Raw genomic sequence first — 12,455 nt, 5'->3', positions numbered from 1 at the left:
AGATCCATAGGTCAGTACTCAGGAGCGTAGATCCTCTTCGGCCTGTATCGCTCGATGACGGTGTCTGCCGTGCCGATATGATCCGAGTGAGGATGCGTACCGATATAGAAGTCGGCATCTGATGCGTTGACGCCGATCTGTCCTAGGTACCGCCAGGGCTCTCCTTCATAGTCCGGGCCCGAGGTGACGGTATGCGGACGAAGAAGGTAGCGAGGATCTGAGCCGTTCGGATAGTCACGATCTTCACCCGAGTCCACAAACGCAAAGCGGCCGTTACTCTCCAGGATGATGGCATCAGATCCCGCGAAGGCCATGACATGAATCGCCTCCCGCTGGCTGCTACAGCCCCAGGCGCAGGAAAGACGACAAACAATGACGCGACAAGGTCCGCAACCATAGAGCACTGTCGGGATCAGGTCGGCTGGGGAACCAGATTTCTTCCTACAGACTGCTGGCACCGCTAGCCGGTTATCGTGCCTTGTGCCTCATCCGCGCTGGGAACGATCTTGACCTTGATGTGCGCGTTATAGAACTCGGACGAGTCATTGAGCCTCTCGCTAAGCGTGTCAACACCAAGCTCTTCGGCCAGGGTCTGGCTCAACGAGAACATATTGGTCCCCAGGCCCAGACGATCACCCTTGATCCCCACCCCCATCGCGGCCAGGGTCGTGGGGAAGATATCGACCGAGGTAAAGCTCCGGTTAGTCACTGGCCCCTCCGCCGTCACTCCGGGCGCAGGGTTGACGATGAGGTTGACAACCGTCCGATCATAGTCTGCGCTCACCCCTACGCGTTCAAAGTAGGAGTCATCCATATAAAGGTGGTCACCAGTGATGACAATGGTCGTGTTGTCGTAGAAGGGTTGCTCCTGGATCCACCGAACCAGAGCCGTCACCTGCTGCTGAGAGTGCAGGACCACGTTAGACAGCTGCTCGGCATGGGGCCGTTCCGTCACCTCCTCGGAGAGATAACCGTCGGGGAAGTGCGTGTCCGCGTTCTCGAGGATGAAATAGAAGGGATCGCCTTGAGCCGCCAGCTGTGTGAGCTCCTGCTTGGCGAACTCATACATCTTGTCGTCCTCGTACCCCCACCACACGGAGTAGTCCTCAGGGAGGTAACCGTTCTGGGTCGCATAGACGTGATCAAAGATCTTAAAGGCTCCATGATCCTGGAACAGGTCGCGCTTGGCACCAAAGTCAGCGTTCGCAGCCATCATGATCTCGTTGGTGTACCCCTGTTCCTTAAGCAGGTCACCAACGGTCGCAAAGTCAGGGAAGTTGAACTGCTGGATATCAGTTGCCAGGACAGGCGACTTCAAGGCCACACCTGAGGTCTGGGCAAGCAGGCCCCCGACCGTGAAGGTCGCTCCAGGCAGCTGGTGAAACCCTCCCTTGAGCTCGGTGTTGGAGAAGCTGATGCTCTCCTCCGTCAGCTCCGCAAGATCAGGCATGAGGTCCACTGGCATCCCGCCACCCTGAACAGTGCTATAGAAGGTGTTCTCATAGGACTCAAGGAAGATCTGAATGAGATTTCGCTTCTGCGTCGGCCAGGACAGCTGCACGGAGCCCGGGTCGACGTAGTTGTCCTCGATAAAGGTCGACGGCGCTGCCGGGAAGAGAATCTCCTTCACCGGAAGAGCCCGAGTAAACCAGGTGCCGGTGGCTGCCACCGCAAGGACCCCGGTGACAGCCGCCACGCGACGCACCGCCTTGGCAGGCATGACCCTGTCACGCCCCGTCGCGCTGCGCAGCACCAGACGCATGTCCCACAACCCGATCACCAGACCGATCGCAGCCGCGCACACGGTGGGCGCCACCACGTAGTTGATGACCTGGCTGGTCACCTCAGACGTCGAGTTGGTCCGCCCGGTGGTGAGGGTGAACACCACCTCGTCGGCATCAACCTCACCGAAGTACGTTGAGACCCACCTCGTGCCGAAGCCCAGTAGCCCGGCCACGGCGTACACGAGCGCGCTGCCGACCGCCCACAGCACACGCTTCCACCACACAAGACCCTCCGGGTCTCGACGCAGCCGCAGGACCCCGCCCAAGGCCAGTGACCACAGAGCAAGAGGGATCCACACCGCCAGGTACACCACCGTGTACTTGTAGACGTACGGGAGCCGCTTCGCGGTGTAGAGCAGATGGTCGCTCGCACCGAAGGCCACTATGAGAGTGACGACGACAGCTGCAGCCAATGAGGTCGTCACGGAGCGACGGACCGCAGCCTCCCACGAGCGCCGCATCCGCAGGACCGGAGCGAGAGCAGCGGCAGACACCGCTGCCACCACCAGCTGAATGAGAAGCGCCATCAGCTCAAGCCGTTCCGTTGTCCGCCGTAAAATCTGCGTCAACCTTAGCTGAGCACGGGGCAACCCGTCACTGTCACGGCTGTTGCTACGGCCTTTGTGGGCCCTGTGGTCCCTGTCCCCGGTCACATCCTGTGACCTCCCACAGGCTCACCTGACCTCGGGAGGTGGTCTGGGCGTCGACCAGCCTCAGACCGTCATCGGGCCAGGCGGCCAGGTTCTTGTCCCAGCGCAGGGGAGCGTTGCCGTAGCGCAGACCAGCACTCTCACGCTCAACGCGCAGGTAGTAGCGGGCTCCGAGCCCAGTCAGGGCCTCGCAGGTGCGTGACCCCGGCACGAGCTCAGGCTCAGCCGCCGCCAGGACGTCCTCAGCAGTACCGTCCTCCGGTCCTGACCTCATGGGGTACACCACCCGCACCCCCGCCTGCGACCACAGGTAGGAGGCGCCCAGCGACGGCGCTCCGACCACCACGGCACCCTCGGGCAGCTTGTCAGCGACCCGGTCGTAAAAGGCCAGCTCCTCCCGCGTGGTCAGGGTGCCGAAGGCGATCTGGTCCTCTGCGTGCACGCTCTGGCTCAACCCCGTTGTCAGCGGGAGGCGGGCTGCCCCCATCGCGAGCGCACCAGCGCACAGCACGGCGGCCACGCACCGTGTGTCGCGTCCTCGGTCACGCCAACGCGCGACCAGTACCTGGATCCCGAGCCCGGCCGCAACCAGACCCGGGATGATGACTAAGGGCTCCACCCGCGACTTCTGCAGGTACCACAGACTGCCGATCTGGCGTCCACCCCACTGCGGACCGCCGACCAACGTCACGAGTGCCAGGGCCGTGAGCGCCGTTGCCGTCCAGGTCACCACACCAGCGCGCGATCGTCTGTGACGCCATCCGATAACGGCCAGGGCCGTTACCACCAGCCCCGTCGGCACACCGTGCCAGGCGAGCGGCCCGTACATCGGCGCGTCAGCCACGGCCTGGGCCAGGGTGCCTACGGCGCTACCTCCAGGCCTCTCGTAGCCGAGGAGGGACGCGATCGGTGCACGCATCGCCCAGACGCCGCTCACCAGCGCCAGCGCCAGCGCCAGCGCCAGGCTCACCAGTCCCGCCGTCACACGGAGGCGTCGACGCGCACCCCGTACCGTCGCCGTCGTCGCCACCGGCACCGCGAGCGCCAGGAGGTTGAAGGCCCCGGACCCGTGTGCCAGCACAGTGCCTGCAGCCGCCTCCGCGACCAGGACCAGCCCTGGGCCCCACTGTGCTGAGCGCCTGGCCCACGCGACAAGGGCAAGTACCCCAGGCAGGCAGACCACGGACAGCGCGTAGGGCCACACGCTCAGGGTGGTGAGAAGCACGGTCGGTGCACCCACGGTGCTTGCCGCCGCCAGCATCGTCACCACACTCGCCCACTGCCTACGCCCTAGCACCGCCGTCACGAGTCCGCCCACTCCCACGGGCCATGCCACTGCGGCGAGTATGAGGACCAGTGCGTTGGAAGCCTGAGGGACCGTGCCCGGCAGCAGCGCAACGACGCCGTGCCACACCGTCGGGTAGTAGACCTTCTGCCCGTGGTAGAGCGCAGCGAGCCCACCCAGGCTCGAGGCGTTACCACCCTGGCGGATCTCCTGGGCCGCGCTGAGGTGGAAGATCGCGTCGAAGGCCTGAGCTGGGCCGCTTGCGCCTCCGCCGACGAGCAGCCCTGCCCCCACGAGGCAGGCGGCTGCCGCTGCGGCCAGCGGCAGTGCCCAGGACGGAGCGGCTCCATCCAGGACGACCGCGTGGCCGACGGAGGCTGTCTGCGCAGGTCTGTCCAACTGGATCTTCCCCTGTCGCAGCCAGGCAGGCAGGCGTAGCACCCCCCAGGTCAGGGCCGTCAGGGCCACGCCCAGCACGACCGTGACCTCCCAGCCCCAAGGAAGCCAGGCAAGCCTAAGGTATCCGGCGGTGATCTCTGCCAGGCCGATGACGGCGCAGCTCAGCGGCAGGCTGGCTGCTGCGAGCACCGCGCCGCGCAGGCCGCTGGCACGCCCGATCAGGGCCCCGGGCCCTCCAAGGAGCAGGAGGGCGGTGAGGCAGGCTAGCGCCGTCGTCACCGGCCTCCGCCGATGACGAAGCGCGGGGTGCCCACCCACAGCGCCGGGTCCGTGGCGCGCCGACCGTCCAGCAGCAGGCGCACGCCGGGCAGGTCTGCCGGCGTGAGGGTCCGGTACTCAGGGTGGTCGGCCTGGACGATCGCCACGTCCACCGCCTCACCCAGGTGGTAGGGGGTCCAGCCGAAGCCGGCCAGCTCGTCGTCGGAGAACATCGGGTCCTGGACCAGGACCTCGGCGCCCTTGGCGCGCAGGGCCTCCACGGTGGGGAAGACTCCGGAGAAGGCGGTCTCCTTGACCTTGCCGCGGTAGGAGGCGCCCAGCACCACCACACGCAGGCCCTCCAGCGAGCCCAGGACCTGCTCGGCGTGGTCGACGACGTAGGCCGGCATCGTGGCGTTGAACTGGCGGGCCGTGCGCACCACCGAGGCGTCGGGGTCCGTGGACAGATACAGACGCGGGTAGACCGGGATGCAGTGGCCTCCGACCGCGATACCAGGGCGGTGAATGTGGGAGTAGGGCTGGGAGTTGCAGGCGTCGATGACACGCTCAATGTCAAAGCCGGCCTTGTCCGCGTAGACGGCGAACTGGTTGGCCAGCCCGATGTTGACGTCGCGGTAGGTGGTCTCGGCGAGCTTGGCCATCTCAGCAGCCTCAGCCGTACCCATGTCCCACACGCCGTTGGGGCGGGGCAGGTCAGGGCGCTCATCAAAGTCAAGGACCTGCTCGTAGAAGGCGATACCGGCCTGGGTGCCAGCCTCGGTTAGTCCACCCACGAGCTTGGGGTAGCGGCGCAGGTCCGCGAAGACGCGGCCGGTCAGCACCCGCTCGGGGCTGAAGACGAGGTGGAAGTCGCTGCCCTCGCGCAGGCCGCTGATCTCCTCGATCATGGGCTTCCAGCGCCCACGGGTGGTTCCCACGGGCAGGGTGGTCTCGTAGGAGATGAGGGTTCCCGGCGTCAGGTGCTCGGCCAGCGAGCGTGTGGCGGCGTCCATCCAGGCGAAGTCCGGCTCCCAGGTCTCGTCGTTAACGAAGAGCGGGACCACGAGGACGATCGCGTCCGCACCGGGGATGGCCTCGGAGTAGTCCGTGGTGGCACGCAGGCGGCCGGCCGGGACCAGCTCGCTGAGCTTGTCCTGGAGGAAGGCCTCACCCGGGAAGGGCTCGGTCGCCTCGTTGACGAGCCTGACGGTGCGCTCGGAGACGTCGACCCCGATGACCTCGTGGCCCTTCTCGGCGTACTGGACGGCCAGGGGCAGCCCGATCTTTCCCAGGGCGACGACGGCGATACGCATCCGAGCTCCTTGTCTCCAGGCCGTCAGGCGCTCTGCCTGACGGCCACCAGGATAGCGGCCAGTGCCAGGGCCGCAGGCTACAGGCCGCCCTAGTCACAGGCCGTGATCTCCCAGACTCGCGCAGCACCCCCCACGTCAACGAGATGGAACCCCTCACGGGTGTCCACGTAGTACAGACCGGGGCGCAGGCCAGCCAGCCAGGCACCGTTGAAGAAGGTCGAGGCGTCCTCGTAGTAGTAGCGGATGCGGTGGCTGGTGAGGATCTCGCACACGTGAGCGTCGGTGTGGATGTCACGGAAGTGCTCACGCAGGTACAGACCGTCCTCATCGGACTCAGCCTGCCCGGCGAACATCCACACCGAGCGCACACCGGCCATAAAAGGAAGCATCGCGGTCCCGGCCACCGGGTCCCCGATGACGACAGCGTCCGGCGGCAGCTCGTCCGCCAGCCGGTCCATCATCTCCTTCTCGTACACGGAGGCGACGTAACGCTGGTTGGAGGACCGTGGGGCGAAGGCACCTCTGACGTCTGCTCTCACGCCCGGCCAGGTCGCCGTCGTCGCCACGAGCAGGCCCACGAGACTACCGGTGACCGCGGCCCGTACCGAGCCGGTCCACGCCCTCGTCCTGGGCTCCCAGGCACGAAGGTCAGGGCGGCGCCCCGTCCTCGCGGCCACGCGGGTCACGCCCCAGGCCACCAGCCGCTGGCCGTGCACCACGACCCAGGGGCCGAGGGCGGACACACCGATGGTGACCAGGAGGAGCGCCGGGGCAGCCGTCATCGCCTTGATACGGTGCGGGTTGTTGTAGAAGACGCCGGTCAGCGCCGAGAGCACGGGAACGGGAGCCATCGCCGCGATGATGAGTGGCAGGCACGCCAGCCAGGCCACGACGGCGCCACGGTGACGCGCCCGCCTCATGCTCACGGCCACGCCACCCAGGCACAGCAGGGCCATGGCGACCAGGGTGGCCTTCATCGTCCAGCCGCCGCCGCCGTAGAACAGCACGAGTGCGGAGACGACCTTCTTCCAGCTGTAGTCCCAGGTGCGGAAGGGGCGGCGTCCGAAGTGCGCCTGCTGCGGCCCCGGCCCCAGGACGACCACCGCCAAGGCGATGACGGCGAGCACGGTGAGGGCAAGGAGAGCCACCGCAAACCGACGCTGCTGGCTACCACCGTGGCGCCACAGTCGCCACGCGGCCAGGAGGAGGCCGGTCCAGGCCACCGCGGCCAGCGGCCAGCCGATGATGATGAGGGTCGCGGGGTGGGTCAGGAGCAGTCCCAGGTAGGCTGGCGCGACCGCGGCCAGGGCCACGACGGCACGGCGGCGCCGGTGGGCTCTCCACAGCCACAGGCCGCGCCGCCACAGGGCGATCGTCCTGGCGGCGATCGCCGGGCACGCCGCCAGGGCGAGCGTGTAGGGCCACACGGCCGTGTCCATGAGCAGCCGCATCGGGTAGATGGGGATGAGGGCGCTGGCTCCCAGCGCCGTCCAGGCCGCGCCGCGGATCTCGGGCAGTATGACCCGCACGAGGTAGACCAGGCCTATGAGGTAGACCAGCGGTACCAGCAGGAGCATGGTGTTGGTGGAGATCACGACCTGGTCCCAGCCGAAGGAGGCGAGCGTGGTGATCTCGTGCCACACCAGCGGGTAGAAGGCGTAGCGCCCGTCCAGGCCGTACATGCCGGCGTTGCCGTTGAGCGAGGAGGCGTTGCCGGTGTGCTCGATGAGCCAGGCCTGGTTGTAGTGGTAGATGGAGTCCGCAGACTGGATCGGTACCGAGGGCCCGGTGCCCGGCAGGATCGGGCTGATCATCACCAACCAGGTGACCACCACGGCAAGCGTGGGCAGCCACCTGGGGCCGGCGAGCGCGGGGATGGAGCCGGTCGGCTCTCCAGGAGCCCCGCCCTTGCTGCCCTGCTCGGGGTACCCGGCTCGGTCCAGCGGTACAGCCAGACAGGTCCGCCAGGTCAGCCGGCGCCCGCGCGCAGCCAGGACTCCCCGCCGGCCGGCCGCGATGAGCGCAGCCAGGCCGAGGACGTAGGTGGCCACCGTCGGCACCCGCCACCACACGCCGAGCTTCTCGAAGACGATCGCGCCCACGCCGTAGACGGCGAAGGTCAGGGCCGGCGCACAGGCCAGGCGTGCCAGCCGGCTACGCGCACCAGCCGCCAGCAGGATGACGAGGCCGGGAGCCCAGGTGACGACGACGAGCATCGCCAGGGTGGGCACGGCCTGGGCCCAGACGGTCACCGGCGCTCCCTGACGTCGCGAGCCTGCCGCACCTGCCGCAGGCGCTCTCCCAGCCGGGTCAGCAGGTCGGGGCGGGCGCGCCGTTCCAGGACGACCTCGCGCATGAGGTGGGCCACGGCCTCCCCGGTGGCGCGCAGCGACCGGTGGGCCTCCACCCAGCCGTGGAGCCTCGCAGCACGCTCCTGGCGGCCGGCCGGGTCCAGGCGGGCGTCAGCCGCGAAGGCCTCGCTCAGCGCCCGGGCGACGTCGCCGTCCTCGTGCCGGGCGACCCAGCCTAGGTCGTGCGCCGCGACGTCGTCGGTGACCGGTCCGGGGCCGGCGTAGAGCACCGGGGTGCCGCACGCCAGTGCGGCCAGGACCTTGGTGGGGTAGGCGAAGTCGTAGCCCAGTCCGGGTTTGATGGACACCAGCGCGCAGGCTGCGCCTCGCTGCCAGCGAGCGGCCTGCTCCGGCGGCATGAGCCCGTGCATGACGACGGCGGGGGCACCGTCCGCCCCCGCCGGAATCTGGGCCGCTGCCTGCGCGATGGCCTCCCAGTCCGAGCCCTGACCCAGGTACAGGACCTGAGCGCTCGGGTGGTCGCGGCGCACGGCGGCCAGGGCGCGGGCGAAGACGCCGGCGTCCTGCCACTCTGAGGCGGTGCCGGCGTAGACGGCGTAGGGACCGGTGATCCCCATCTCCTGGCGCTCCTGGGCGCGGGGCAGGTCCCCGGCCGTGTCAAAGACGGAGGTGTCGATGCCGTTGGGCACCACCTCGACGTCGTGGGCACCGAGCTGACGGACCTTGTCCGCCACCTCCTCGTTGACGGCGATCACCCGCTGGGCGCCGCGCACGGCGAAGGACTCCATGGCGCGAACAGCAGCGAGCACCACCCCGGGAGCGGAGGTGGAGGTCGCGGCCACGGACCACACGTCCGGGGCGTACCACACGTACGGCAGGCCTCGCAGGGCTGCCGCCACGCGCACGACCACGCCAGTAGTGGGCGGCGGCTCGACGAGTACCGCGTCAGGGCGAGGCTGGACCAGCAGACGGCCGAGCAGCGGGACGTCGAAGGACATGTAGGGCACGTAGCCGCGCAGGTAGCCCGAGGCGTCACGCAGCGCCGGCCACCGCGAGACGCTCACGCCCTCCGGGTCACGGTAGGCGGGTTGCGCCTCCTGGCTGTCCTTGGCTGTGCCGTTGCCGGCTCCGGCGGCTGCCGGGGGCGTGGTCGTCAGGACCCGGACCGGGACGTCGTGGCCCGCGAGCGCCTTCTCCACGCCGTCCAGGCGGAAGGAGGCGGCAGCAGCCTCGGGCAGGTGGATGCGGGTGGCGAGCAGGACTCCACGGCGGCGGGCGAGGTCGGGAGCGGTGGTCAGCTGCCGGCGCACCTGGCGCACTCGGTCCCGCAGCCTCGCTGTGCTCATCCCTGGTCCTTCCCGACAGGCTCGTCGTGCGCCTCGCCCCGTGTTGCTGCCCCGATGGTAGACGGTGGCACCTCACGTCCTGACAGATCGTGAGCAACCTGACGAGCACGGGCCGACCAGGTCTGCCCAGGCAGGACCTGACGCATGCGAGCGCGCACCTGCGCCAGCTCCCCAGGGTCAGCGCCCAGGCGCCGCAGCAGCGCCGCCAGGGCGCCGGCCTCGTAGGGCAGCGTCCAGCCGATCCCCAGCTCGGCCACGATCCTGCCGGCCTCGGTGCCCTGCGTAGCGATGACGGGCAGCTCGTGCGCCAGGTACTCGTAGAGCTTGTAGGGCACGGCGAAGTCCCAGTACTCGTTAGGCTCGACCAGTAGCACCCCGAGGCCGGCCCGCTCGTAGAGCGGCTCGAGGTCGGCACCTGAGGCGTGGAGGACCTCGTGCCTCCCGTCAGGCAGCAGCGGGGTGTAGTGCTCGGCGGTGGCCTGCCACGCCTCGGGGCGGGTGCACACGGTGAGGTGGCAGCCCTCGACCTCGCCCACAGCCTGGCACACAGCCTCCAGGTGGTAGTTGTCGCCGAGCACGCCGATGAACAGCAGGTCGATCCCGGCACCGGGGTCGCGCTCGAGGGCGGAGCGCGAGGGGGTACGCACGGCGGCCGGGTCCGCGCCCGGCGGCAGCGCGCTCATCGCCTCGGGGGCGAGGACCGGCATATGCGCCCTCATCGCGGCGCTAGGCAGGTACACGCTCACCCCTGCCCGCTTCCACTGGCGCAGCTCGGTGAGGTACAGCGCGCTCAGCGCCCGGTCCACCAACGGGTTGATGTCCTGACGGAAGCGTGGGAAGCGCCAGTACAGGTCGCGGTAGAAGACGCCGGTGCGCACGCCTTGCCTGCGGGCACGGGCGAAGAAGGCGGCATCCATGAGCAGGTGCGGCGGAAGGTGACGCGGCTCGGTCAGGGCGTTGGGGATGGTGGCGTTCTCGGAGTAGATGAAGGCCGGAGGCAGAGTCGGGTCGGCCTCGCGCTGCGCCTGGTAGCGACGTAGCCGTTCCTCGGCACGCCTCATGGCACGGCGCCGGGCGGCGGCGTAGCCCGTCACCTCGACCACCTCGTAGCCCAGGGCCGCGAAGGCCTGACGCATGCGCACCGGGCGCAGCCGGGAGGCGGCCGCACGCTCCACCAGCGGGTAGGGGGCGTGGAAGACCATAAGAGGGCGCTGCGTACTGGTGGCTGCCGGCCTCGTCTCTCGCTGGCTCACGCTTCACCTCTCCGCCCCACGCTGCGGGAGCTGCCCTGGTGGACGATGAGGCCGTCAGTACCCTTCAGGCCGTGTGACACACTAGCAGCACCAGCTCGCCACCCGAGGGAGGAAGCCGTGAAGATCGACCTGGCGCTGCGTGCGCCGCAGTGGGCGGCCCTGACGCCCACAGACTGTGGTGGGCCCTGCGCCGTCGCCCCGGAGTCGTCCGTGCACGTGCGAGCCGACTACCCGTGCCCGGCCCCCACGGACCCACAGGTCCTGCGCTCCCACCCCGGGCGCCTGGCGGCTGTCCGGGTGACGGCCTCGACCGTGGAGCTCGCCGTCGACCGCCTGCGCTCGTGGCCGCTGTTCTGGGCACTGACCGACTTCGGCTCGCGGCTGCTGGTCACCGACTCCCCCTCCGAGCTGCTCGGCTCCCTGGACGCCCCGGCCCTGCTGGCCCCGGCGCGTCGTGAGCTGGCGGACGCCGGCTTCGTCTCCGGGGCGCGCACGCTGCTCTCCGGGGTCCACCAGGTCCCCCAGGGCGCCGTGGTGCGGATCGACCGCGCCACCGGCCAGGCGCACCAGGAGGACTACTCCTTCTTCACCTACACCTCTGAGTCCCTGGACGACCCCGAGGTCATGGCTGAGCGCTTCCTGGCGGCCCTGGACTGCTCGATGACCCGCCTCGTGGAGGCCAGCCAGGGGCTCCGCCTCGTCATCCCGCTGTCTGGTGGCCTGGACTCGCGCCTGCTCGTGGCCTGGCTGGCCCTGCACGACCAGATCCGTCCCGGACGCGCCCTGGCCTTCACCTACGGCGTCCCGGGGGCCCGTGAGGTGGAGGTCTCGCGTCAGGTGGCCCAGCAGGTGGGTCTGGAGTGGCACACCGTGCCCTACGAGCGCCGTGCGGTGCTCGAGCACTGGCACTCCCCCGCCACCGGCCGCTTCCTGGACGCTGCCCACCAGTGGTCCGCGCTGCCGCACATCCAGGACTGGTACGCCCTGTCGACCCTGCGCGACCAGGGCGTGGTGCGCGAGGGCGACGTCTTGCTGCCCGGTCACACGGTGGTCGGCAACATGCACAACCTCGAGCTGCTGGACGAGGTCCCTCTGCCCCGCAGCCAGGTGGCCCGCGCCGTCGTGTGGTACCACCACAACCTTCAGGGGCACCCGCAGCGTGCCTGGCACGACCACTGGGTCACCCAGGGAGTACGTGAGGCCCTCACGCTGGCCGGCTACGACACCAGCGAGCGGAGCCTGCGCAGTGCCGTGGAGGGGTACAACCTGCGTGAGCGCCAGACGAAGTACATCAACAACTCGATGCGTACCTACGAGCACCTGGGGATGGACTGGGCCCTGCCCATGCTCGACCACGAGGTGTGGCAGGCCTGGTCCGCCGGCTCGGCCCGCCTGACCGCGGACCGCAACCTGTACCGCGCGCTCATCGACCGACTGTGGGCTGAGGCTACCGGCTCCGCCACCAGCGGGCAGGACGACTACTACGAGGTCACGCAGGTGTCCCAGGCCACGCGTTCGCGTCTCAAGCAGGCCCTGGCCGCCACGCACCTGCTGGGCGCGGCAGAGCGGAGCTTCTCCACCTGGTCCTCGCTGCACTCCTCAATGGCCTTCGACGCCCTCATCACCGACACCTCGCGCCCGCGCGCCGCGCTCGAGCTCATGGCCGGGCGCAAGACCCTGGGGTTCTGGACGCGCGCCTTCCTGGCGGACTCGTGGTCACGCAGCGCCCGCCTCTTCTGCAACCTGCCGGTGGTCGAGGGGGAGTGACCCCGCCTGTCAGCCCGGCCGAGGCCTAGACCGAGCACACCCTGGCTCAGGCCCCGGCCAGGAGGCCGGCGTAGACCTCGTGGTAGCT

Annotated in this window: 8 protein-coding genes; 1 reads left to right on the top strand and 7 read right to left on the bottom strand. The window is 69.1% G+C overall.

The features are described from left to right. Nucleotides 1–11: 11 nt before the first annotated feature. The 7 genes from HMPREF0058_RS11820 to HMPREF0058_RS06845 form a co-directional block, all read right to left on the bottom strand. On the bottom strand, nt 12–314 hold the full coding sequence (locus tag HMPREF0058_RS11820; RefSeq protein WP_006549031.1) for an MBL fold metallo-hydrolase: 303 nt from the start codon (nt 312–314) through the stop codon (nt 12–14). Between the two features lie 146 nt (nt 315–460). Beyond that, on the bottom strand, nt 461–2,311 hold the full coding sequence (locus tag HMPREF0058_RS06870; RefSeq protein WP_006549030.1) for an LTA synthase family protein: 1,851 nt from the start codon (nt 2,309–2,311) through the stop codon (nt 461–463). An 85-nt stretch (nt 2,312–2,396) separates the two neighbouring features. Next, entirely contained in the window at nt 2,397–4,397 is a 2,001-nt protein-coding gene (locus tag HMPREF0058_RS06865) for a DUF6541 family protein (RefSeq protein ID WP_006549029.1), read from the bottom strand. Then, nucleotides 4,394–5,689: a nucleotide sugar dehydrogenase gene (locus HMPREF0058_RS06860; RefSeq protein ID WP_006549028.1), complete on the bottom strand. Its 1,296-nt coding sequence runs from the start codon at nt 5,687–5,689 to the stop codon at nt 4,394–4,396. Before HMPREF0058_RS06860 ends, HMPREF0058_RS06865 begins: the two co-directional genes overlap by 4 nt. Before the next feature lie 89 nt (nt 5,690–5,778). Next, the gene (locus HMPREF0058_RS06855; RefSeq protein ID WP_006549027.1) at nt 5,779–7,941 is read right to left on the bottom strand and encodes a DUF6541 family protein; all 2,163 of its coding nucleotides are present in this window, start codon (nt 7,939–7,941) and stop codon (nt 5,779–5,781) included. Beyond that, nucleotides 7,938–9,347 carry a glycosyltransferase gene (locus tag HMPREF0058_RS06850; RefSeq protein ID WP_006549026.1) on the bottom strand — a complete coding sequence of 470 codons (1,410 nt, stop codon included), beginning with the start codon at nt 9,345–9,347 and terminating at the stop codon, nt 7,938–7,940. The genes HMPREF0058_RS06855 and HMPREF0058_RS06850 overlap by 4 nt, the downstream gene beginning before the upstream one ends. Next, the gene (locus tag HMPREF0058_RS06845) at nt 9,344–10,600 is read right to left on the bottom strand and encodes a glycosyltransferase family protein (protein WP_248597010.1); all 1,257 of its coding nucleotides are present in this window, start codon (nt 10,598–10,600) and stop codon (nt 9,344–9,346) included. The genes HMPREF0058_RS06850 and HMPREF0058_RS06845 overlap by 4 nt, the downstream gene beginning before the upstream one ends. 117 nt (nt 10,601–10,717) lie before the next feature. Here HMPREF0058_RS06845 and HMPREF0058_RS06840 point away from each other — a divergent pair, with 117 nt between their 5' ends. After that, nucleotides 10,718–12,367, top strand: a complete 1,650-nt coding sequence (locus HMPREF0058_RS06840) for an asparagine synthase-related protein (protein WP_006549024.1) — start codon at nt 10,718–10,720, stop codon at nt 12,365–12,367. Nucleotides 12,368–12,455 lie beyond the last annotated feature (88 nt).

The sequence above is a fragment of the Actinomyces urogenitalis DSM 15434 genome, assembly GCF_000159035.1.
Lineage (GTDB): Bacteria > Actinomycetota > Actinomycetes > Actinomycetales > Actinomycetaceae > Actinomyces > Actinomyces urogenitalis.
Note: the sequence above shows the minus strand (reverse complement) of the source record. Positions and strands in the feature narration are given on the sequence as shown.